The 21,377-nt window shown below is 70.7% G+C and carries 22 protein-coding genes and 1 pseudogene; 4 read left to right on the top strand and 19 right to left on the bottom strand.

Features of this window, described 5'->3' with window-relative positions:
* Positions 1–30: 30 nt before the first annotated feature.
* The gene (locus tag AC1MEY_RS07545) at positions 31–1,248 is read left to right on the top strand and encodes a serine hydrolase domain-containing protein (RefSeq protein WP_480230059.1); all 1,218 of its coding nucleotides are present in this window, start codon (positions 31–33) and stop codon (positions 1,246–1,248) included.
* On the opposite strand, the gene AC1MEY_RS07540 is transcribed toward AC1MEY_RS07545, so the two are convergent.
* The gene (locus AC1MEY_RS07540; protein ID WP_480230058.1) at positions 1,227–2,636 is read right to left on the bottom strand and encodes an amino acid permease; all 1,410 of its coding nucleotides are present in this window, start codon (positions 2,634–2,636) and stop codon (positions 1,227–1,229) included. The two genes, AC1MEY_RS07545 and AC1MEY_RS07540, sit on opposite strands and share 22 nt — an antisense overlap.
* A gap of 99 nt (positions 2,637–2,735) precedes the next feature.
* Between AC1MEY_RS07540 and AC1MEY_RS07535 the strand changes: the two genes are divergently transcribed.
* Positions 2,736–3,692 (top strand): haloalkane dehalogenase, encoded by a 957-nt coding sequence (locus AC1MEY_RS07535; RefSeq protein ID WP_480230057.1) that lies wholly within the window; start codon positions 2,736–2,738, stop codon positions 3,690–3,692.
* Between the two features lie 16 nt (positions 3,693–3,708).
* On the opposite strand, the gene nusB is transcribed toward AC1MEY_RS07535, so the two are convergent.
* Genes nusB through AC1MEY_RS07520 form a run of 3 tightly spaced genes read right to left on the bottom strand, consistent with a single transcriptional unit; the run spans position 3,709 to position 5,922 of the window.
* The gene (gene nusB / locus AC1MEY_RS07530) at positions 3,709–4,248 is read right to left on the bottom strand and encodes a transcription antitermination factor NusB (RefSeq protein ID WP_480230056.1); all 540 of its coding nucleotides are present in this window, start codon (positions 4,246–4,248) and stop codon (positions 3,709–3,711) included.
* A complete protein-coding gene (gene efp / locus AC1MEY_RS07525; protein ID WP_480230055.1) occupies positions 4,241–4,804 on the bottom strand; it encodes an elongation factor P in 564 nt (187 codons plus the stop codon). The genes nusB and efp overlap by 8 nt, the downstream gene beginning before the upstream one ends.
* 23 nt (positions 4,805–4,827) lie before the next feature.
* A complete protein-coding gene (locus AC1MEY_RS07520) occupies positions 4,828–5,922 on the bottom strand; it encodes an aminopeptidase P family protein (protein WP_480230054.1) in 1,095 nt (364 codons plus the stop codon).
* Positions 5,923–5,955: 33 nt separating this feature from the next.
* Between AC1MEY_RS07520 and AC1MEY_RS07515 the strand changes: the two genes are divergently transcribed.
* The gene (locus tag AC1MEY_RS07515) at positions 5,956–6,588 is read left to right on the top strand and encodes a B-4DMT family transporter (protein WP_480230053.1); all 633 of its coding nucleotides are present in this window, start codon (positions 5,956–5,958) and stop codon (positions 6,586–6,588) included.
* Position 6,589: 1 nt separating this feature from the next.
* On the opposite strand, the gene aroQ is transcribed toward AC1MEY_RS07515, so the two are convergent.
* The 10 genes and pseudogenes from aroQ to AC1MEY_RS07465 form a co-directional block, all read right to left on the bottom strand.
* Complete coding sequence (gene aroQ / locus AC1MEY_RS07510; RefSeq protein WP_480230052.1) at positions 6,590–7,030, bottom strand: type II 3-dehydroquinate dehydratase; 441 nt, start codon at positions 7,028–7,030, stop codon at positions 6,590–6,592.
* Positions 7,027–8,109 (bottom strand): 3-dehydroquinate synthase, encoded by a 1,083-nt coding sequence (gene aroB / locus AC1MEY_RS07505; RefSeq protein WP_480230051.1) that lies wholly within the window; start codon positions 8,107–8,109, stop codon positions 7,027–7,029. Before aroB ends, aroQ begins: the two co-directional genes overlap by 4 nt.
* A 66-nt stretch (positions 8,110–8,175) precedes the next feature.
* Positions 8,176–8,734, bottom strand: a pseudogene (locus tag AC1MEY_RS07500) (shikimate kinase).
* Entirely contained in the window at positions 8,734–9,957 is a 1,224-nt protein-coding gene (gene aroC, locus AC1MEY_RS07495) for a chorismate synthase (protein WP_480230050.1), read from the bottom strand. The pseudogene AC1MEY_RS07500 and the gene aroC overlap by 1 nt, the downstream one beginning before the upstream one ends.
* Before the next feature lie 61 nt (positions 9,958–10,018).
* Entirely contained in the window at positions 10,019–10,432 is a 414-nt protein-coding gene (locus AC1MEY_RS07490) for an A24 family peptidase (protein WP_480230049.1), read from the bottom strand.
* A 10-nt stretch (positions 10,433–10,442) separates the two neighbouring features.
* Positions 10,443–11,228: a shikimate dehydrogenase gene (locus tag AC1MEY_RS07485; protein ID WP_480230048.1), complete on the bottom strand. Its 786-nt coding sequence runs from the start codon at positions 11,226–11,228 to the stop codon at positions 10,443–10,445.
* Positions 11,229–11,237: 9 nt separating this feature from the next.
* Positions 11,238–12,515 carry an endolytic transglycosylase MltG gene (locus AC1MEY_RS07480; RefSeq protein ID WP_480230047.1) on the bottom strand — a complete coding sequence of 426 codons (1,278 nt, stop codon included), beginning with the start codon at positions 12,513–12,515 and terminating at the stop codon, positions 11,238–11,240.
* On the bottom strand, positions 12,508–13,026 hold the full coding sequence (gene ruvX, locus AC1MEY_RS07475; RefSeq protein ID WP_480230046.1) for a Holliday junction resolvase RuvX: 519 nt from the start codon (positions 13,024–13,026) through the stop codon (positions 12,508–12,510). Before ruvX ends, AC1MEY_RS07480 begins: the two co-directional genes overlap by 8 nt.
* A 5-nt stretch (positions 13,027–13,031) precedes the next feature.
* On the bottom strand, positions 13,032–15,728 hold the full coding sequence (alaS, locus tag AC1MEY_RS07470) for an alanine--tRNA ligase (protein WP_480230045.1): 2,697 nt from the start codon (positions 15,726–15,728) through the stop codon (positions 13,032–13,034).
* Between the two features lie 152 nt (positions 15,729–15,880).
* Complete coding sequence (locus AC1MEY_RS07465; RefSeq protein WP_480230044.1) at positions 15,881–16,282, bottom strand: secondary thiamine-phosphate synthase enzyme YjbQ; 402 nt, start codon at positions 16,280–16,282, stop codon at positions 15,881–15,883.
* 102 nt (positions 16,283–16,384) lie between these two features.
* On the opposite strand from AC1MEY_RS07465, the gene AC1MEY_RS07460 reads away from it, so the two are divergent.
* The gene (locus AC1MEY_RS07460) at positions 16,385–16,675 is read left to right on the top strand and encodes a GlsB/YeaQ/YmgE family stress response membrane protein (RefSeq protein ID WP_163798544.1); all 291 of its coding nucleotides are present in this window, start codon (positions 16,385–16,387) and stop codon (positions 16,673–16,675) included.
* 92 nt (positions 16,676–16,767) lie between these two features.
* Here the strand turns inward: AC1MEY_RS07460 and AC1MEY_RS07455 are convergent, their stop codons facing one another.
* The 5 genes from AC1MEY_RS07455 to AC1MEY_RS07435 all read right to left on the bottom strand — a co-directional run bounded on the left by AC1MEY_RS07455 (position 16,768) and on the right by AC1MEY_RS07435 (position 21,344).
* A complete protein-coding gene (locus tag AC1MEY_RS07455; RefSeq protein ID WP_480230043.1) occupies positions 16,768–18,090 on the bottom strand; it encodes a replication-associated recombination protein A in 1,323 nt (440 codons plus the stop codon).
* A 32-nt stretch (positions 18,091–18,122) separates the two neighbouring features.
* Positions 18,123–18,968 carry a DUF3097 domain-containing protein gene (locus tag AC1MEY_RS07450; RefSeq protein ID WP_480230042.1) on the bottom strand — a complete coding sequence of 282 codons (846 nt, stop codon included), beginning with the start codon at positions 18,966–18,968 and terminating at the stop codon, positions 18,123–18,125.
* 74 nt (positions 18,969–19,042) lie between these two features.
* Positions 19,043–19,357, bottom strand: coding sequence for a DUF4333 domain-containing protein (locus AC1MEY_RS07445; RefSeq protein ID WP_480230041.1), 315 nt, complete (start codon positions 19,355–19,357; stop codon positions 19,043–19,045).
* 42 nt (positions 19,358–19,399) lie between these two features.
* Positions 19,400–20,422: a zinc-binding metallopeptidase family protein gene (locus tag AC1MEY_RS07440; protein WP_480230040.1), complete on the bottom strand. Its 1,023-nt coding sequence runs from the start codon at positions 20,420–20,422 to the stop codon at positions 19,400–19,402.
* A complete protein-coding gene (locus AC1MEY_RS07435) occupies positions 20,415–21,344 on the bottom strand; it encodes a transglutaminase family protein (protein ID WP_480230039.1) in 930 nt (309 codons plus the stop codon). The genes AC1MEY_RS07440 and AC1MEY_RS07435 overlap by 8 nt, the downstream gene beginning before the upstream one ends.
* Between the last annotated feature and the right edge of the window lie 33 nt (positions 21,345–21,377).

The raw sequence follows: 21,377 nt of genomic DNA, 5'->3' as shown, positions 1-21,377 counted from the left end.
GTGCGGGTGGGCCTCGCTAGGCTGGCGGGGATGAATCTCGACGGTAACCACGCGTCCATCCAGGAGGTGATCGACGCCGGTCTGCTGGCCGGTGCCGTCACGTTGGTGTGGCAGGGCGGTCGCGTCCTGCAGGTCGGTGAACTCGGTCACCGCGACGTCTCGGCGGGGCTGCCGATGCAACGCGACACGATCTTCCGCATCGCGTCGATGACGAAGCCGATCACGGTGGCCGCCGCCATGTCGCTGCTCGAGGAGGGCCGGTTCGCGCTGACCGACCCGGTCACGCCGTGGCTTCCCGAACTCGCGGACCTGCGCGTGCTGGCCGATCCCGGCGGCCCGCTGGACAGGACGGTGCCCGGCCGCCGGCCCATCACGTTCGACGACCTCATGACCCACCGCAGCGGACTGGCCTACGCGTTCTCGGTCGGCCCACCGCTCAACCGCGGCTACGGCAGGCTGATGTTCCGCCAGGACCAGGACCGCTGGCTCGCCGACCTCGCGGCGCTGCCGCTGGCGCATCAGCCCGGGGAGCGGATGACCTACAGCCACGGCACCGACGTGCTCGGCATCGCGGTGTCGCGGATCGCGGGCAAGCCGCTCGCGGAGGTGCTGTCGGAGCGCGTCTTCGGGCCGCTCGGCATGTCGGACACCGGCTTCGCCGTCACCCACGAGGGCCGCCGTCGCGCCGCGACGATGTACAAGCTCGAGGAGACCGAGGCCGGCCTGACGCTCAGCGACGACGCGATGGGCCCCGCCCCGGTGACGCTGCCGACCTTCTGCGCGGGCGGCGCAGGTCTGTGGTCGACGGCCGACGACTACCTGGCCTTCGCCCGCATGCTGCTCGGCGGCGGCGCGGTGGACGGCGTCCAGGTGCTGTCCGAGGAGTCGGTCACCGCGATGCGCACCAACCGGCTCACCGACGAGCAGAAGCGGGTGCCGTTCCTGGGCATGCCGTTCTGGCGCGGCCGCGGCTTCGGCCTGAACCTGTCGGTGGTCACCGACCCGGCGCAGTCCCGCCAGTTCTACGGCCCGGGCGGGCTCGGCACGTTCAGCTGGCCCGGCGCGTACGGGACGTGGTGGCAGGCCGATCCGTCGGCGGACCGCATCCTGATCTACCTGATCCAGAACCTGCCCGACCTGAGCCCGGACTCCGCGGCGGCGGCCGTGGCGGGCAACACGTCGATGCAGAAGATGCAGGCCGCGCAGCCCAAGTTCGTCCGCCGGACCTATCGCGCGCTGGACGACTGAGACCCGCGGGTCCCCGCGTGGCGGCGCTGCACGATGAGCCCCGCCGCGACGATGAACGCCGCCGAGATGGCCGACAACAGGATCGCCTGCTGCTGGTCGGCGTCGAAGGCCATCAGGACCAGGATCGCGACGATCACCACGATCGTGACCATCGTGAGCCCCGGGAACAGCCACATCGCCACCGGCGCACGCTCGCCGGCGGCACGCATCTTGCGCCCCAGCACCAGTTGGCTGGTGGCGATCGCGAGGTAGACGAACAGTGCCACCGCGCCGCTGGTGGCGAGCAGGTAGCCGAAGATCTTCTCCGGCAGCAGGTAGTTGCCCGCGACCGCGACGAAGCCGACCACCATGGACGCCAGCACCGCCACCCAGGGCGCACCGTTGTTCGCGACCTTGCGGACGGCCCGTGGCGCGTCGTGCCGCTCGCCGAGCGAGTAGAGCATCCGCGACGCGGTGTACAGCGAGGAGTTCAGGCAGGACGCGACGGCGGTGAGGATCACCAGGTCCATGATCAGCTTGGACCCGGGGATGCCGATGGCCTCGAGCGTCGACTGGTAGGACCCGTCGGACAGCTGGTCGTAGGGCATCAGCGCGACGATCACGAAGATGGATCCGACGTAGAACAGCGAGATGCGCCAGATCACGGAGTTGACGGCCTTGCCGATGCCCTTGACCGGGTTCGGCGACTCGGCCGCGGCGATGGTGACGATCTCGGTGCCCATGAACGAGAACATGGTGACCAGCAGACCGGCGATCACCGCGCCGAAGCCGTTGGGCATGAAACCATCGGGCTGCCACAGATTCTCGATGCCGCTGACCTGGCTGTCCGGGATCAGGCCGAGGATCGCGGCCACGCCGATGCCGATGAACGCGACGATGGCGACGACCTTGATCAGCGCGAACCAGAACTCGAACTCTCCGTAGTTGCCGACGCTGACCAGGTTGGTGATGGTCAGCAGCAGCGTGACCGCGAGCGCCCAGATCCACTGCGCACCGCCGACCAGGTCGGTGAGGATCGCCGCGGCCGCCGTCGCCTCGACCGGGATCACCAGCACCCAGAACCACCAGTACAGCCACCCGACGGAGAAGCCGGCCCAATGCCCAAGCGCCCGTTCGGAGTACACCGAGAAGGATCCGGTGTCTGGGTTGGCGGTGGCCATCTCGCCGAGCATCCGCATGACCAGCACCACCAGCGTCCCGGCCAGGATGTATGAGATCAGGACCGCGGGCCCCGCCTCCTTGATCGCGTTGGCCGAGCCGACGAACAGGCCGGCCCCGATCACGCCGGCGATCGAGATCATGGTGATGTGGCGTGGTTTCAGACTGGTGCCCAGGCCGCGCTGATCGCCCGCCACCGGATCGGATCCCACCGTGGTGTCGTCGGTCATCGTCGTGCCCCCATTTCGTGCCGAAGGTGCCTCGACGGCCCCGGGATACCTAGACTTCCCACGGCCGAGGGATGGATACCATACAGGGAGTGGCTGGCAATGGGCGTGCTGAGGACTCCGGACGAACGCTTCTCCGGGCTACCGGGTTTCGACCACCCGCCGCACTACGTCGAGGTCCGCACGCGCGGCGTCGAACCGCTGCGCATGCACCACGTCGACACCGGTCCCCCGGACGCCCCCGTGGTGCTGCTGCTGCACGGCCAGCCCACGTGGTCCTACCTCTACCGCACGGTCATCCCGGTGCTCACCGCCGCGGGCCTGCGCGTCGTGGCGCCCGACAACATCGGCTACGGCCGCTCCGACAAGCTCACCGAGGCAACGGACTACACGTTCGCCCGGCACGTCGACTGGCTCGCGGACCTCGTCACCGGCCTCGACCTGCGCGACGTCACGCTGGTCGTGCAGGACTGGGGTGGGCCGCTGGGGCTGAGCGTGCTGGCCAGGCACCCGGACCGCTTCGCCCGGGTGGTGGCGACCAACACGATCCTGCACACCTGCGACCCGGCACTGGCGGGGCTGCTCGCGTGGCCGCACCACGGCGTCGGCGACCACCAGGTGTTGCACGACGAGACGCTGCTGGACTACGTGAGCTACTACCAGCGCGCCCCCGACATCACGCCGAGCTTCTTCGTCGACGCGGTCGCCGGACCGCTCGACCCCGGGGTGCTCGCAGCCTACGACGCCCCGTTCCCCGACCGCTCGTACACGGCGGGGTTGCGGCAGATGATCGCGCTGGTGCCGCTGACGCGCAACGACCCCGGTGCGGCGATCGGCCGGGCCACCATGGCCGTCCTCGAGCGGTGGGAGCGGCCGTTCCTGACCGCCTACTCCGACGGCGACCCCGCCACCCGCGGCTGGGAGACCGTCTTCCGCACCCGGGTGCCGGGCGCCCGCGGCGTCGCGCACCACGAGATCAGCGGCGCGGGTCACTTCGTGCAGGAACAGCGTGGCGAGGAACTCGGCGAGGTGATCGCGCGGTTCGTGCGCGACACCTAGGGACCTGCGACCGCCGCTACTGCTCCGACGTTCCGCCGCGGACGGCGGCGGCCGCCGCGCGGATCTGCGGCGTCACCAGCATCACCTGACCGAGGACGCCGTTGACGAATCCCGGCGAGTCGTCGGTGGACAGCTTCTTGGCCAGCTCCACCGCTTCGTCGACGGCCACCGGCTCGGGGACGTCCTCGGCGTGCAGCAGCTCCCACACCGCGACGCGCAGGATCGCACGGTCGACGGCGGGCAGGCGTTCCAGCGTCCAGCCCTGCAGGTGCGCGGAGATCAGATCGTCGACATGGGCGGCGTGCTCGGTGACGCCGTTCGCGACGGTCACCGTGTACGAGTTGAGCGCCGAGATGTCGGAGTCCGTCTCGGCGAACCCCTTCTGCGCCTCGGCCACCTCGGCGGCGGTCATCCCGCGGGCCTCCGCCTCGAACAGCAGGTCGACGGCACGCTTGCGGGCCTGATGCCTGCCGCGGTCGGGTCGGCGGGCCTTGTCGTTGCTCCACTCGCCCCGGGTGGAGTTGCCGTCGTGTCGTTCCGACCGATGGTCAGGCATTAACCCTTCCCAGGTAGTTGCCGTCACGCGAGTCGACCTTGAGCTTGTCGCCGGTGTTGATGAACAGCGGCACCTGGATCTCGGCGCCGGTCTCCATCGTGGCGGGCTTGGTGCCCGCGCTGGACCGGTCGCCCTGCAGGCCGGGCTCGGTGCTGGCGACCAGGAGTTCGACGGTGACGGGGAGTTCCAGGTACAGCGGCACCCCGTCGTGGAACGCGATCTGGACCGGCATGCCCTCGAGCAGGAAGTCCGAGAGCCGGCCCACGAGCGGCTCGGGCAACGGGTGCTGCTCGTAGTCCTCGGAGTCCATGAACACGAAGTCGCTGCCGTCGCGGTACAGGTAGGTGGCGTCGCGGCGGTCGACCGTCGCCGTCTCCACCTTCACGCCGGCGTTGTAGGTCTTGTCGACGACCTTGCCCGTCAGCACGTTCTTGAGCTTGGTGCGCACGAACGCGGGGCCCTTGCCCGGCTTGACGTGCTGGAACTCGGTGATCTGCCAGAGTTGGCCCTCGATCTGCAGGACGAGCCCGTTCTTGAAGTCTGCGGTCGATGCCACGGTGGGTGGTACTCCTAGCCTCTTTAGATGATCGCCAGTTCCTTGGGGAACCGGGTGAGCAATTCGGGTGCGGGTGTCTCATCCCCGCCGACGACCAGCGTGTCCTCGATCCGGACACCGCCGTGGCCTGGCAGATAGACACCGGGTTCCACGGTGACCGTGGAGCCAGCAAGCAGTGTACCGGCGGACGAGGCGCTGATTCCCGGCGCTTCGTGGATCTGCAGGCCGACGCCGTGCCCGAGCCCGTGGCCGAAGTGCTCGGCGTGGCCCGCGTCGGCGATGACCTGCCGCGACGCGGCGTCGACGTCGCGCAGCGCCGCGCCCGCGTGCAGGGCCTCCCGGCCGCTGCGCTGAGCGGTCCGAACGAGGCCGTAGAGGTCCTGCTGCCACTGTGCGACCGGGGCGAGGACGAACGTGCGCGTCATGTCGGAGTGGTAGCCCGCGACGAGGGCGCCGAAGTCGATCTTGACGAAGTCGCCCGCGGCCAGCGTCGCCTCGGTCGGCCGGTGGTGCGGGATCGCGGAGTTGGCGCCGGCGGCGACGATGGTCTCGAAGGAGACGCCGTCGGCGCCGTGGTCGAGCATCCGGGACTCGAGGTCGCGCGACACGTCCTTCTCGGTGCGCCCGGGACGCAGTCCGCCCGCGGCGACGAGGTCGGCCAGCGCCGCGTCGGCCGCCTCGCAGGCCAGGCGCAGCAGCGCCACCTCCCCCGCGTCCTTGATCTCGCGCAGCGACTCGACGGTGCCCGCGGCGCGGACGAACGCGACGCCGTCGCCCGCGGCCTTCTGCAGCAGCGCGTATCCGTCGACCGTGACGACGTGGCTCTCGAAGCCGAGCCTGCGCACGCCACTGCCTGCCGCGAGGGCCGCCAGGTGCGGCCCGCACGCCCGCTCGATGACCACCTGGGCGTCGGGCGCCTGGGCCGCGGCCTGCGTGACGTATCGGCCATCGGTCGCCAACACGGGCACGTCGTGATCGGCGCGGACCAATAATGCGGCGTTCGATCCGGTGAAACCGGACAGGTATCGGACGTTGACCAGGTCCGTTACCAGCATCGCGTCCAGGTCGACGGCCGCCAGACGACGACGCAGCAGGTCCCTGCGGTGGGAAATCGTCACGGCGCATGACGCTACTCGCTACGCTGTCGCCTCATGAGTAAGTGGTTGCTGCGCGGATTGGTGTTCGCGGCGTTGATGGTCGTGATCCGACTGCTGCAGGGTGCGTTGATCAACGTGTTCGAGACGCAGGCACTCCTGATCAGCATCGCGCTGGTCGTGCTGTACGCGATCGGCGCCCTGGTCTGGGGTCTCTCCGACGGTCGCGGCGACGCCCGCGCCAACCCGGACCCGGACCGCCGCAGCGATCTCGCGATGACCTGGCTGCTCGCCGGCCTGTTCGCGGGCGTCGTCAGCGGCTTCGTCGCGTGGTTCATCTCGCTGTTCTACGACAACGTGTACGCGGAGTCGATCCTCAACGAGATCACGACGTTCGCCGCGTTCACCGCGCTGTTGACGTTCGTGTTCGCCATCGCCGGCGTGGCCGTGGGCCGGCTGCTCGTCGACCGCAAGGCGCCGCCGCAGCAGCGCCGCAGCGCCGAGGACGACCGTGCCGACACCGACGTCTTCGCCGCCGTTGGGGCGCGCGACTACCCGGACGACGCGAACGAGCGGGAGGGCGTGGAGTCCGCCAGGACCGAGTCGGTCACCTCGACCGTCACGCAGCCGCGGACGGCGGAGGAGTCCGGCGCCGAGCCGGCCACCGACAAGGGTTACAAGCAGCCCTGACTCAGGCCGCGGCCGCCAGGTAACGCAGGGCCAGCAGGTACCCCTGGACGCCGAGGCCGAAGATCACGCCGGTGGCCACCGCGCTCAGGTACGAGTGGTGCCGGAACTCCTCGCGGGCGTGCACGTTCGAGATGTGCACCTCGATCAGCGGCGCCGTCAGCTGCGAGCAGGCGTCGCGCAGCGCGATCGAGGTGTGCGTCAGCGCCCCCGCATTGAGGATCACCGCCTCCCCCGCGTCGGCCGCGTCGTGGATCCACCCCATCAGGTCGGCCTCGCTGTCGGACTGGCGCACGCGGACAGACAGGCCCAGTTCGGCGGCCTCCCGCTCGATGAGGGCCACCAGGTCGTCGTGGGTGGTGCTGCCGTAGACCGCGGGTTCGCGGCGGCCGAGCCGGCCCAGGTTCGGGCCGTTGATGACGTTGACGGTCGCGGCGGTGGTCACTGGCGGGTCCCGATCTCCGAGTAGGCCGCGGCCACCAGCGCCGGATCGGGTCCCTCGAGGCGGCCCGGCTTGGCCAACCCGTCGAGCACCACGAAGCGCAGCATGCCCGCGCGGTTCTTCTTGTCCCCCGCCATGTACTCCAGCAGCTGCGGCAATGCGTCGGCGTCGTAGTCGATCGGCAGGCCCAGCGACGTCAGCACGGTGCGGTGGCGGTCGGCGGTCTCGTCGTCGAGACGTCCTGCCAGGCGGCCGAGTTCGGCCGCGAACACCAGCCCCACCGACACGGCGGCACCGTGGCGCCACCGGTAGCGCTCGCGGCGCTCGATGGCGTGGGCGAGGGTGTGGCCGTAGTTCAGGATCTCGCGCAGCGCCGACTCCTTCTCGTCGGCCGCGACCACCTCCGCCTTGACCGCGATCGCGCGCCGGATCAGTTCCGGCAGCACGGTTCCGGTCGGATCGAGCGCGGCCTCGGGGTCGGTTTCGATCAAATCGAGGATCACGGGGTCGGCGATGAAGCCGGCCTTCACGACCTCGGCCATGCCCGCGATGATCTCGTTGCGCGGCAACGTCTCCAGCGTCGTCAGGTCCACCAGCACGGCCAGCGGCTGATGGAACGCGCCGACCAGGTTCTTGCCCGCGTCGGTGTTGATGCCGGTCTTGCCGCCGACCGCGGCGTCGACCATGCCGAGCAGCGTCGTGGGCACGTGCACCACGTCGACGCCGCGCAGCCAGGTGGCGGCGGCGAAGCCCGCGACGTCGGTGGCCGCGCCCCCGCCGAGGCTGACCACGGCGTCCTTGCGGCCGATCCCGATGCGGCCCAGCACTTCCCAGATGAAGCCCAGGACGGGCAGCTCCTTGCCCTCCTCGGCGTCCGGGATCTCGACGCGGTGGGCGTCGACCCCGTTCTCGGCGAGCGCGCTGCGGACTGCCTCGGCGGTCGCGGCGAGCGTCGGCTGGTGCAGGATCGCCACCTTGTGCCTGCCGTCGAGGATGCGCACCAGGTCGCCGAGCAGTCCGGTGCCGATGATCACGGGGTACGGCCGATCGACGAGGACGTCGACGGTCACGGGTTCAGTCATTGCGCGCTTCCGCTCGACGAGCCAACGCCGCAGGGCTGGGCGGAGACTCGGTGGTTGGGGCCGGGGTCAGGACGGTGGGGAGACGACGCCAGGCGGACCGGCGACGGCGGCGCTGCACGGAGTCGGCGCAGTCGAGCCGGTGCACGATGTGCCGCACGACCGCGCCGGGGTTGCGGCGGTTGGTGTTCACCCGCATGGTCGCCACCTTGCGGAACAGCGGCACCCGCTCCGACATGAGAGCCCGGTACTTCGCGTCGGGATCGTCGCCCGCGAGCAGCGGCCTGCCGCCCCCGGAGGTCCGCCGGACCCCCTCGGACACGTTGATCTCCAGGTAGACCACGGTGTGTCCGGCGAGCGCCTCGCGGACGTCGGGCGAGGTCACCGCGCCGCCGCCGAGGGACACGACGCCGTCGTGCTCGGCGAGCGCCGCCCGCACCACGTCGGCCTCGATGCGGCGGAACTCCGGTTCGCCGTCGACGAAGATCTCCGCGATGCTGCGCCCGGTGGTCTCGACGATCTTGGCGTCGGTATCGAGCAGCGGCACCCCGAGCGCCTTCGCCAGACGACGGCCGATCGTGGACTTGCCCGATCCGGGCATGCCCACGAGTACGGCCCGGGGCGCCATCAGCCCAGTGCCGCCGCGGTATCGGTGTGCCGGCCGGCGGTGCGCGCCGCGACCGCGGCCAGGTAGCCCTCGACGTTGCGGCGCGTCTCGGTGAGCGAGTCGCCGCCGAACTTCTCCAGCGTGGCCCGCGCCAGCACCAGCGCCACCATGGTCTCGACGACCACGCCGGCGGCGGGCACCGCGCACACGTCGGAGCGCTGGTGGATCGCGACGGCCTCCTCGCCGGTGGCCATGTCGACGGTCGCCAGCGCGCGCGGCACCGTCGAGATCGGCTTCATGGCGGCCCGCACGCGGACGGCCTGCCCGTTGGTCATGCCGCCCTCGAGACCGCCCGCGCGGTTCGTGGAGCGCAGCACGCCGTCGGGCCCGGGGTAGATCTCGTCGTGGGCGACGCTGCCGCGGCGGCGCGCGGTCTCGAACCCGTCGCCGATCTCGACGCCCTTGATGGCCTGGATGCCCATGACGGCCGCGGCGAGCTGGCTGTCCAGCCGGCTGTCACCGCTGGTGAACGAGCCCAGCCCGATCGGCAGTCCGTCGGCGACCACCTCGACGACGCCGCCGAGCGTGTCGCCGTCCTTCTTGGCGGCCTCGATCTCGACGATCATCGCCTCCTCGGCGGCCTTGTCGAAGGCGCGCACCGGGCTGTCGTCGATCGCGGCGAGGTCCTCCGGCCGCGGCGGCGGGCCGTCGTAGGGCGCGGACGCGCCGATCGACACGACGTGCGAGAGGACCTCCACGCCGAGCGCCTGGCGCAGGAAGGCGCGTGCCAGGGTGCCTGCGGCCACACGGGCCGCGGTCTCGCGCGCACTGGCCCGCTCGAGCACCGGGCGGGCGTCGTCGAAGCCGTACTTGAGCATGCCCGCGTAGTCGGCGTGACCGGGCCGGGGGCGCGTCAGCGGCGCATTGCGCGCGGCGCCCGTCTCGGCCAGCACGTCGGCGTCCACCGGATCCGACGCCATCACCGTCTCCCACTTGGGCCACTCGGTGTTGCCGATCTGGATGGCGATCGGTCCGCCGAGCGTGACGCCGTGCCGGACACCGGCCAGGATGGTCACCTCGTCGGCCTCGAACTTCATCCGCGCACCCCGGCCGTAGCCGAGTCGGCGCCGCTTCAGCTCGCTCGCGATGTCGTCGGACGTGATCCGGACACCCGCGACCATGCCCTCGATCACGGCCACCAGCGCACGACCGTGTGATTCACCCGCAGTAGTCCATCGCAACACGCGTCCCAGTCTCCCACGCGGGGCCGGGCCCAGCGAAAACGACGCCTCGGACGAGGGTGCGTCAGAGCACCAGCGCGACCGCGGCGGCCGTCGCCGCACACATCGACGGTCCGTGTGGCAGGGCGCGGCGGCGGACCAGGAGTGCCGCGGCGGCGGTGAGGACGGGTGCGGCGAGCGCGGCCAGCAGCCACACCTCCGGGCCGAACGCACCGCTGAGCGCGCCCACGCCGAGCGCGAGCTTGACGTCACCGGCGCCCATGCCCGCCGGCGAGGCGAGGTGCACGACCAGGTACGTGGCGGCCAGTGCGACGGCACCGACCAGCGCGGCGGTCCCCCGGCCGTTCGCCGCCGCCAGCACCAGCACGACGGCCGCACCGGGCAGCGTCAGAAGGTTCGGCAGCCGCCGGGTACGGACGTCGTGCACGCTGAGCGCGGCCAGCCACACCGCCCCCGCGATCACCCCGGCGATCCCCACCGTATGAAGGCTAGGGCCGCGGGAGTGCGGCTCTCATCACCTCTTTGGGCGCGGGCAGCCCGGTGAACTGCTCCACCTGGGCGAAGGCCTGGTTCAGCAGCATCTCCAGCCCGCCGACCACCCGGCCGCCCGCCGCCTCGACCGCGACGGCCAGCGGGGTGGGCCACGGGTCGTAGATGGCGTCGAGCAGCAGCGGCACCCCGGCGATCGATTCGGCGTACCGGGCGGCCACGTCGGCGGGGATGGTGCTGACCACCGCGCCGAGGTCGCGCAGCGGGGTGCCGAGTTCCGCCCACTCGACGGCGACGCCGAGCCGGCGGCCCATCGACAGGATCGGCACCGCCTTGTCGCGGTCGCGGGAGACGATCACCACGTCGGTCACGCCGAGGCCCGCGAGCGCGGCGACGGCGGCGGGCGCGGTGCCGCCCGAGCCGACGACGGCCGCCGCGCCGGCCACCGGCCCCAGTGCTCCCGCGACGCCGTCGACGTCGGTATTGTCGGCCCGCCACCCGGCGGCGGTGCGCACCAAAGTGTTGGCGGAGCCGACGAGTTCGGCGCGCTCGGTGCGTTCGTCGGCGACGGCGAGGGCGGCGAACTTGCCGGGCATCGTCACCGAGACGCCGACCCACTCCGGGCCGAGGCCGCCGACCAGACCCGGCAGTTCGTGGGCCGCGCACTCGATGCGCTCATAGGTCCAGTCGGCCAGCCCGAGTGCCCGGTACGCCGCGAGGTGCAGCTGCGGTGACCGCGAGTGGGCGATCGGGGAACCCAGGACCGCGGCCCTGCGAGCGGACATTCGGACCGACTACCGGGCGCTGTCCAGCACGCCGTTGCGCCGCGCCACCTCGATGTTGGCGAGGTGCTGCGGGTAGTCGCGGGTGAACAGCGTGGTGCCCTGCATGTCGATGGTCACGAAGAACAGCCAATCCCCCGGCTCCGGGTTCTCGGCGGCGGCCAGCGCCGGTTGGCCCGGTGAGCAGATCGGCGTCGCGGGCAGTCCCTCGCTGGCGTAGGTGTTCCACGGCGTCACCCGGCCGCGGTCCACGTCGGTGGTGGCGATCTCCTGGCGGTCGAGCGCGTAGTTCACCGTGGAGTCGAACTCGAGCCTGCGGTAGACGGGATCGTTGAGCCGGTTGTAGATGACGCGTGCGACCTTCGCGAAGTCGGCGGGCAGCGATTCCTTCTGCACCAGTGAGGCGACGATCAGGATCTCGTAGGGCGACAGGTTGCCCGCGGCACCGGCGTCGAGCAGCCCGCCCGCCTCGTACATCGCCACGCTCGAGGCGATCAGCGTCGAGAGGATCTCGGGCGCCGTGGCCGACGGGTTGACGTTCCACGTCCCCGGGGCGATCAGGCCCTCGATGCGGCGGTGGTCGGCGCCGAGCGCGACGATCGGCTGCATCGCCCACTGCGGGATCGACAGTTCCGCGGGAGTGGCGGCGCCCGCGGCCTTCTCGAGGTCGTCGGCCGACACGCACTTCTGGCCGCCGTCGAGGTCCACGCAGGTGGCCTGGGAGATCAGCGTGAAGATGCCCTCGGTGACGGCGTTGGTCTTCACGTCGGCGATGTCGTCGAGTTGCCTGCCCTCGGGGATCACCAGCCGGCCCACCCGGTTGGCGGGATCGGCGAGCCGCTTGACCGCGTCGGCGGCGGGGATCTCGGTGCGCACCTTGTAGAAGCCGGGCTGGATGGCGCCGATCGCGGAGTTGCCCGAGGCGGCGGACACGAAGGTCGCCGCGTTGGCGACGACGGTGGCGTCGGCGAGCGTCTGCCCGATCGCGGTGGTCGAGTCGCCGTTGTTGACCTCGATGACCACGTCCTGGACGCCGCCGCCCTCGAAGTCGTCGCTGGTGCCGAAGATGCCGTGCCACAGCTGCGAGCCGAGGAACACCGCACCCACCACGACCACGACCAGCGCCATGACGGCCAGGGCGGTGACGTTGCGGCGCCGGCGCTTGTTGCGGACCGCACGGGCGCGCTCGGTGCGGCTCATCGTCCGCCGCGGACGTCCCACCGCGGTGGGCTGCGGACGCTCGTGCGGCCAGTCCTCGACCTGCTCGCGGTATCCGTCGTCGTCAGTCATCGGCCGCTCCGCCGTGCGGGGCCAGCAGGTGGCGTCGTTGATCCAGCCAGTTCTGCAGGATGCCTACGGCGGCAACTTGGTCGATCATCGCCCTCTGTCCCTTCGCCCGCACCCCTGCGTCACGCAGTGAGCGCTGTGCGGTCACGGTCGTCAATCGTTCATCGGTCAGCCGCACCGGCGTGGGTGCGATGCGCGCGGCGAGCGCATCCGCCACGGCGATGGCATCCAGGGCCGACGAGCCGGCCCGATCGGCCAGGGTGCGCGGGAGGCCGACGACGACCTCCACCGCACCGAGTTCGTCGGCTATCCGTGCGATCCGCCGAATGTGCTTGTCGCCCTTGTCGCGCCGGACCGTTTCCACGGGTGTGGCGAGGATGCCGTCGGGGTCGCTCGTCGCCACGCCGATGCGGACGGTACCGACGTCGACGCCCAGCCGTCGCCCGCGTCCGGGGTCCGAGGCCCCGGGTCGATCGGGCTGGCGATCGGCCGGGTACCCGTCGGCGTCGGTCACCGGAGCTAGCTCCGGCTCAACTCGGCACGCACGGCCGCGAGCGCCGCGTCGATGCCCGAGGCGCCGGTGCCGGATCCCTGTGCCAGGTCGGGCTTGCCGCCACCGCGGCCGTTGAGCGGCCCGCCGAGCACCTTGACGAGATCGTTGGCGCTGAGCCCGAGATCCCGGGCCGCCTGGTTGATCGCGACGACGTAGGGCACGGAGTCGTTCTCGCCCTCGGCGAGCAGCGCGACGACCGCCGGGTCGGCGCCGAGCTTGCCGCGGACGTCGCCGACGAGGCTGCGGAGGTCGGCCGCGGAGACGCCGCCGGCCATGCGCTGTGCCACCAGACGGACCCTACCCACCGTCTCGGCTCCCGCGGCGGCGTTCCCGGCCGCGGCGCGGGCGTTCGCGAGCCGTGCGCGGTCGAGTTCCTTCTCGGCGGCGCGGAGCCGGTCGACGAGGTTCGCGACGCGGGCGGGCACCTCGTCGGACGACACCTTCAGCGAGGACGCGAGGCCGGCCATCAGCGCGCGTTCCTTGGCGAGGTACCTGAACGAGTCGAGACCCACGTAGGCCTCGACGCGGCGCACGCCGGAACCCACCGACGACTCGCCGAGGATGGTGACGGGACCGATCTGCGCGGAGTTGTGCACGTGGGTGCCGCCGCACAGTTCGATCGAGAACGGTCCGCCGATCTCGACGACGCGGACCTCGTCGGGGTAGTTCTCCCCGAACAGCGCCATCGCGCCCATGGCCTTCGCGGTGTCGAGTTCGGTGTTGAACGTGTTCACCGCGAAGTCCGCCTCGACGGCCTCGTTGGTGACCTCTTCTATCTGGGTCTTCTGCTCGTCGGACAGCGCGCCCTGCCAGTTGAAGTCGAAGCGCAGGTAGCCGGGCCGGTTCAGCGAGCCGGCCTGAACGGCGTTGGGCCCCAGCACCTGCCGCAGTGCGGCGTGCACCATGTGGGTGCCGGAGTGGCCCTGCGTGGCACCGTGGCGCCACTTGGCGTCGACGGCGGCGGTGACGGTGTCGCCCTCGACGAACTCGCCGGACTCGACGGTCACCCGGTGCACCCAGATGGTCTTGGCGATCTTCTGCACGTCGGCCACCGCGGCGCGCGCCGCCCCGCTCGCACCGGTGCCGGAGATGGTGCCGGTGTCGGCGATCTGGCCGCCCGACTCGGCGTACAGCGGGGTGCGGTCGAGCACCAGCTCGATGCGGTCGGCGGCCTGCGCCTCGGCGCCATGGGCCACCACGGGCACCCGGCGACCGTCGACGAAGATGCCGAGAATGCGGGCTTCGGAGGTCAACTCGTCGAAACCGGTGAACTCGGTCGGTCCCGCGTCGACCAGTTCGCGGTAGGCGCTCAGGTCGGCGTGGGCGTGCTTGCGCGCGGCGGCGTCGGCCTTGGCGCGCTGACGCTGCTCGGCCATCAGGCCGCGGAAGCCCTCCTCGTCGACGGAGAGCCCCGACTCGGCGGCCATCTCGAGGGTGAGTTCGATCGGGAAGCCGTAGGTGTCGTGCAGCGTGAAGGCGTCGGTGCCCGACAGCACCGACGATCCCGAGGTGGTGGTGGCGCTCGCCGCGTCGGAGAACAGCTTCGACCCCGAGGTGAGCGTGCGGTTGAACGCGGTCTCCTCGGCGACGGCGATGCGCTGGATGCGGTCGAAGTCGGTGACCAGTTCCGGGTAGGACGGTCCCATGGCGTCGCGGACGCAGGCCATCAGATCGCCGATTATCGGGGTGTCGATGCCGAGCAGCTTCGCCGACCGGATCACGCGGCGCAGCAGGCGGCGCAGGACGTACCCGCGGCCGTCGTTGCCGGGGCTGATGCCGTCGCCGATGATGATGGCGGCGGTGCGGACGTGGTCGGCGATGACGCGGTACCGCACGTCGTCGTCGTGGTTGCCCGCCCCGTAGCCGCGGGGCGCGATCGCCGCGACGAGGTCGATCACGGGACGGACGAGGTCGGTCTCGTAGACGTTGTCGACGCCCTGCAGCAGGCACGCGACCCGCTCGACGCCCATGCCGGTGTCGATGTTCTTGCGCGGCAGCGGGCCGAGGATCTCGAAGTCCTCCTTCGAGGTGCCCTCCCCCCGCTCGTTCTGCATGAACACGAGATTCCAGATCTCGATGTAGCGGTCCTCGTTGGCCTCCGGACCGCCGTCGACGCCGTACTCGGGGCCGCGGTCGATGTAGATCTCCGAGGACGGGCCGCACGGGCCGGGGATGCCCATCGACCAGTAGTTGTCGGCCTTGCCGCGCCGCTGGATGCGCTCGAGCGGCAGCCCGGCGACCTCCTGCCACAATCCGATGGCCTCGTCGTCGTCGAGATAGACCGTCGCCCAGATCTTCTCGGGGTCGAAGCCGTAGCCGCCCTGGTCCTGCGGGTTGGTGAGCAGGGTCCAGGCGAACTCGATGGCGCCCTTCTTGAAGTAGTCGCCGAACGAGAAGTTGCCGGCCATCTGGAAGAAGGTGTTGTGCCGGGTGGTGATGCCCACCTCGTCGATGTCGGGGGTGCGGATGCACTTCTGCACGCTGACCGCCCGGTTCCACGGCGGCGTCCTGGCGCCGAGGAAGAACGGGACGAACTGCACCATGCCCGCGTTGACGAACAGCAGGTTCGGGTCGTCGAGGATGACCGATGCGCTGGGCACCTCGGCATGTCCCGCCGTCACGAAGTGATCGAGGAAGCGCTTCCTGATCTCGTGTGTCTGCACTGCTGCTGTCCTTAGCTGTTCCGTGGCCCCTCGGGGATGAGCGTGCCGATCCCGCGATCTGCGCCGATGCTTCTCGACCGCATCACAGTACCGGTCGTCCCGGGTGCGCTCCGGGAGCGTCCGCGAGCCCGCGTGGTGACGGGCCGACCACGTCAGCCGGCGACGAAGCTGAGCCGAACCGAACGATTCGGATTGTCGCGGTTGAGGTCGACGAGGACGACGCTCTGCCACGTGCCCAGCAGCGGTTCACCTGCGGATACCGGGACCGTGACCGACGGCGCCACGAGCGCGGGCAGGACGTGGTCGGCGCCGTGACCGGGGGAACCGTGCGAGTGCCGGTAGCGCTCGTCGCGCGGCAGCAGTCGCTCCAGGGCGTCCACCAGGTCGTCGTCGGACCCGGCGCCCGTCTCGAGGATGGCCACGCCCGCGGTCGCGTGGGGTACGAACACGTTGCACAGGCCGTCGCCTCGCCCGGTGCAGAACGACCGCACCTCGTCGGTGAGGTCGACCGTCCGCCGGCGCCTGGTGTCTACGTCGAGTACCTCGCTGTGCACCCTTGCGAGCCTACGTCCGACACGCGGTTTGACGCCGCCGTTTATTTTCGCCTCGCGGGGGTACTTCTCTCCCACTCAATTCCCGAGCGAAAGCGAAGACCAATGACTCCCACAGGCATCATCATCACGATTCTCATCGGCGTCGTGGTAGGCGTTCTGGGCCGTCTCGTCGTCCCCGGCAGACAGCCCATCGGCTTCTTGGTCACGATCCTCGTCGGCATCGTCGCGGCGTTCATCGGCGCGTGGTTGGCCCCGAAGCTCGGGATCCCCACGGGGACGAGCGGACCCATCGACTGGATTCTGCTTCTGGTTCAGGTCGTCATCGCGGCCATCGGCGTCGCGATCGCGGCCGCGGTGATGGGCCGGCGCAGGACCGGTACGTTGCGCCGCTAGTCCCACCGCACCCGTCGAGACTGCGGGGAGATCGTCGATCCGGCCGGGATCGTGATCTCCCCGCAGTTTCGGCGTGTCCGCGTCCGGGGGTCTCAGCCCCGCCGGCGGCGGATGATCGCCCGCAGCTTGTCGAGCCGGCCACCGATCTCGCGCTCGGCGCCGTGCGTGGTCGGCCGGTAGTAGTCGACGCCCACCAGTTCACTCGGCGGGTACTGCTGCGCGACGACGCCGTCGGGATCGTCGTGCGGGTACGAGTAGCCCTGCGCGTTGCCGAGTTTCGCGGCTCCCGAGTAGTGCCCGTCGCGCAGGTGGGGCGGCACCAGCCCGGCCTTGCCCGCCCGGATGTCGCCCATCGCCGCCGCCAGCGCGGTGGTGACGGCGTTCGACTTCGGCGCGGTCGCCAGGTGCACGGTGGCGTGCGCGAGCGTCAGCTGCGCCTCCGGCAGACCGATCAGCTGCACCGTCTGCGCGGCCGCCACGGCGGTGGGCAGCGCCGTGGGGTCGGCCATGCCGACGTCCTCGCTGGCGAGGATCATCAGCCGGCGCGCGATGAACCGGGGATCCTCTCCCGCGGTGAGCATCCGGGCCAGATAGTGCAGCGCCGCGTCGACGTCGGACCCGCGGATCGACTTGATGAACGCGCTGACGACGTCGTAGTGCTGGTCGCCGTCGCGGTCGTAGCGCACGGCCGCCTTGTCCAGCGACTGCTCGATGACCTCCACCGTGACGTGCTCACCGGCCTCGGCGGCCACCTCCAGCGCGGTGAGGGCCCGGCGCGCGTCGCCCGCGGCCAGCGACACCAGCAGTTCGACGGCGTCCTCGTCGACGGTCACCCGGCCGCCGAGCCCCCGCGGATCGTCGATCGCCCGCCGCACCACCGCCCGCACCGCGTCGGCGCCCAGCGGTTGCAGCTGCAGGATCAGCGACCGCGACAGCAGCGGCGCGACGACCGAGAACGACGGGTTCTCCGTCGTCGCCGCCACCAGCAGGACGATCCGGTTCTCGACGGCGGCGAGCAGTGCGTCCTGCTGGGTCTTGGAGAACCGGTGCACCTCGTCGATGAACAGCACCGTCTGCTGACCGCGCAGCAGTGCCACCCGCGCCTGCTCGACGACCGCGCGGACCTCCTTGACGCCCGCGGTGAGCGCGGACAGCGCCTCGAAGCGACGGCCCGTCGCACCCGAGATCAGGGATGCCAGTGTGGTCTTGCCCGTGCCGGGCGGGCCGTAGAGGATCACCGACGCCGCGCCGGAACCCTCGACGAGCCGACGCAGCGGCGACCCCTGCTTGAGCAGGTGGTCCTGACCGACCACCTCGTCGAGGGCGGCGGGCCGCATCTTGACCGCCAGCGGGCTGGAGGCGGTGATGCCCGGGCCCGGCTCGGGGCCCGGGTCGTCGAACAGTCCGTCGGACACGAGTTCTGCTTACCACGCCGCCCGGTCGGAGATCACCCGGCGGGTTGGGTGACGAAGTCGATGAGTTCCTCGACGCGGCCGATCAGTTCGGGCTCGAGATCGGTCCAGTCGCGGACGCTTCCACGGATCCGCTGCCAGGCCCGCGCGATGTCGGCCTGGTCGCCGTGCGGCCAGCCGAACGCGTCGCAGACCCCGTGCTTCCACTCGGTGCCGCGCGGGATCACCGGCCACTCGGTCTTCCCGATCCGGGCCGGCTTGACCGCCTGCCAGATGTCGATGAACGGGTGCCCGACCACCAGTGTGTGCGCCCCGCCGGGACCCTTGGCGACGGCGTCGGCGATCCTCGCCTCCTTGGATCCGGTGACGAGGTGGTCGACGAGCACGCCGAGCCGGCGGCCGGGCCCGGGCCGGAACTCCGCGACGACGCCCACCAGATCGTCGACGCCGCCCAGGTACTCGACCACCACGCCCTCGATGCGGAGGTCGTCGCCCCAGACCTGTTCGACGAGTTCGGCGTCGTGCCTGCCCTCCACGTAGATGCGGCTGGCGAGCGCGGTGCGTGCACGGGTTCCGGCGACGGCCACCGATCCCGATGCCGTCCGGGTGGGCGCGGCCGGTGCCCGGCGGCGCATCGGCGGGTTGAGGATGACGGGCTTGCCGTCGACCAGGTAACCCGGTCCGAGTGGGAAGTTCCTGCGCCGGCCGTGCCGGTCCTCCAGCGTCACCGCGTTGTACTCGACGCCCACGACGGCGCCCACCCATCCGGTCTGGACGTCCTCGACCACCAGCCCGGTCTCGGCGGCGAACTCCTTGGACTTCGGCCGCCGTGCGGCATGCGGGTCGCTGGCGAGGATGTCGGAGCCGTATCGATCGTTCACGCGAGCGATCCTAGGAAGCCGGGCCTCCGAAACCCGGCAACGCCACGGCAGCGAGACCAATCCGCGACGAAGGGTCAGGGCGTGGGCTCGGTGTTGATGTCGAACGTCACGTTCTCGCCGTCGACCTGGACGATCTTCATGTGCGCGGTGTACGGAGTGTTCTCCGGACCCGTGAAGCCGCAGTCGAATTCGCCGCCGACCTCGGCCTTGACGCCCTCGGGGCACGTCACGTCGGTGGGCGTGAACTTCGTCTGCTTCGACACCAGGTCGACGATCGACTTCGCGGCACCGTCGGGCGTGATGGTCGCGTCGCCGCAGGCCGCCAGGGTCACCGCGACCGCACCGGCCAGCAGACCGAGGCCGACGCGTGCGCCGAGGGTACGAGTCATGGTGCGGAATCGTGCTCTACGGCGTGCGCGAGGTCAAACCGGTCAGGACAGCGCGTCGATCACGGCGTGGATGAAGCGCATCTTCTCCAGCACGGCGGCCGGCAGGACGAAGGGGTACAGGTCGTCGCGGCCCATCGAGCGGTTCACCATGTTCAGCGCCCACGACAGTGGTAGCCACATCTCGATGATGGTGTCGAAACCGCTGGGGCCCAGCACGCGTCGGTCGAACGTCGCACCCGCGGGCGCGAATCCGAACGACGCCGAGGTGTCCAGCGTGTCGCGGATGTGGAGGTAGTGCGCGAACGTCTCCGCCCAGTCCTCCGCCGGATGCATGGTGGCGTAGGACGACACGTAGTCCTTCGGCCATCCGGGGGGCGCACCTTCGCTGTAGTGCCGGTCCAGCGCATCCTGGTAGTCGAGGTCGGGATCGCCGAACAGCTCGCGGAACGTCGCGGAGTAGTCGGCCGACGGACTGACCAGGCGGTAGAAGTAGTAGTGGCCGATCTCGTGGCGGAAGTGCCCGAGCAGGGTGCGGTACGGCTCGGCCATGGCGATGCGCAACTGCTCGCGGTGCACGTCGTCACCCTCGGCGAGGTCGAGGGTGACCACGCCGTTGTGGTGGCCGGTGAACACCTTCTCGGTCTCACTGGACAGCAGGTCGAACGCCAGACCGAAGTCGGGATCCTCGTCGCGGCCGATGATCGGCAGCTTCAGCTCGGTGAGTTCGAAGATCATCCGGCGCTTGGCCCGCTCGGCGTTGCCGAACGCCGCCATCGCCTTGGGGTCGTTGTCGTTGGGCCGGGTGCGGGTCAGCGCGCACGACTCGCAGAGCTTGGCGACGGGACCCTTCGGCACCAGCCAGTTGCACTTGGCCGCATGGAGGTTGGCGCACAGCCGGTACTCGCTGGAGTCGACGGCGCCGGCGTGGTCGCTCTCCTCGCCCGGCGCGATGACGAGCAGTGCCCGGTCGGCCAGGGAGAAGCCCAGTGCGCTGCCGCAGTTGAGGCACACCGAATTCTCGAACGCCAACCGCTGGCCGCAGTTGGGGCAGTTGAAGTCACGCATGGAGCAGCCCACCCTCGAATGGCGCGACGTCCACCGACACGTCGATCTTGCTGCTGGTGGAGTCGGTGTAGATGATGCCCCGCAGGGGCGGTACGTCGGCGTAGTCGCGGCCGTAGCCGACGACGACGTAGCGCTCGTCGACCATCTGGTCGTTGGTCGGATCCAGTCCGAGCCAATGGTTCTGCGGTGTCCACACCGCGGCCCACGCGTGTGTGGCGTCGACGCCGACCATGCGTTCCCTTCCAGGAGGAGGGTCGGTCGCGAGGTATCCGGAGACGTAACTGGCGGCCAGACCGTTGGAGCGGAGACAGGCGATGGCCAGCCGCGCGAAGTCCTGACATACCCCTTCGCGGGCCTGCAAAACCTCGGCGACCCGCGTGGACACCGTCGTCGACCCCGACCGGTAGGTGAAGTCGGTGTGGATCCTGGCGTTCAATTCGCGCAGCACGTCGATCAACGGCCGGCCCGGCTCGAAACTCGGGGCGGCGTAGGCCCGCAACTCGTCGGTGATCTCCGGCTCCCGCAGATCGAGGGTGAACTCGGTGGCGAGCGCGCCGTCCGGGCCGACCGGCCGGGCGATCTCCCAGGGCGCCCGCGCGGATCCTCCCCCGTACTCGTCGGGCGGCGGGGCGTCCACCTCGACCACCGAGTGGCTGGTCACCGACAGGCGCCGGTGCCGCTCGGTGACGTGGAAGTACGAGTACACGTTGCCGTAACCGTCTCGGCTGGTGGAGCTGTCACTCGCTTCTGGGTCGATCAGGAGTTCGTGGGAGATGCACCGCTGCCGCCGCGAGTCACGGGGCGTCAGGAAGCCCTTGCCGTAGGAACTGGTGACGTCGTCGGAGTAGTCGTAGGTGGTGCGGTGCGTGATCTCGTACGAGCGACCAGGGTTCGGCGTCGGACCGTCGTCGAACGTACTCACGAGCGCTCCCGCTCCGCTTCTCGCTGGAAGGGT

The organism is Mycobacterium sp. PTI7, assembly GCF_056679845.1.
The sequence above is the reverse complement of the archived record's forward strand: the minus strand, read 5'-3'. Positions and strand labels throughout refer to the sequence as shown.

Coding starts and splice junctions, on each gene's coding strand:
- AC1MEY_RS07485 (WP_480230048.1), bottom strand. CDS start 11,228: ATGTCCGCTCGCAGGGCCGCGGTCCTGGGTTCCCCGATCGCCCACTCG.
- AC1MEY_RS07440 (WP_480230040.1), bottom strand. CDS start 20,422: ATGCGTGACTTCAACTGCCCCAACTGCGGCCAGCGGTTGGCGTTCGAG.
- AC1MEY_RS07460 (WP_163798544.1), top strand. CDS start 16,385: ATGACTCCCACAGGCATCATCATCACGATTCTCATCGGCGTCGTGGTA.
- AC1MEY_RS07540 (WP_480230058.1), bottom strand. CDS start 2,636: ATGACCGACGACACCACGGTGGGATCCGATCCGGTGGCGGGCGATCAG.
- AC1MEY_RS07535 (WP_480230057.1), top strand. CDS start 2,736: ATGGGCGTGCTGAGGACTCCGGACGAACGCTTCTCCGGGCTACCGGGT.
- AC1MEY_RS07445 (WP_480230041.1), bottom strand. CDS start 19,357: ATGACTCGTACCCTCGGCGCACGCGTCGGCCTCGGTCTGCTGGCCGGT.
- AC1MEY_RS07515 (WP_480230053.1), top strand. CDS start 5,956: ATGAGTAAGTGGTTGCTGCGCGGATTGGTGTTCGCGGCGTTGATGGTC.
- AC1MEY_RS07480 (WP_480230047.1), bottom strand. CDS start 12,515: ATGACTGACGACGACGGATACCGCGAGCAGGTCGAGGACTGGCCGCAC.
- aroB (WP_480230051.1), bottom strand. CDS start 8,109: ATGACTGAACCCGTGACCGTCGACGTCCTCGTCGATCGGCCGTACCCC.
- nusB (WP_480230056.1), bottom strand. CDS start 4,248: ATGCCTGACCATCGGTCGGAACGACACGACGGCAACTCCACCCGGGGC.
- AC1MEY_RS07545 (WP_480230059.1), top strand. CDS start 31: ATGAATCTCGACGGTAACCACGCGTCCATCCAGGAGGTGATCGACGCC.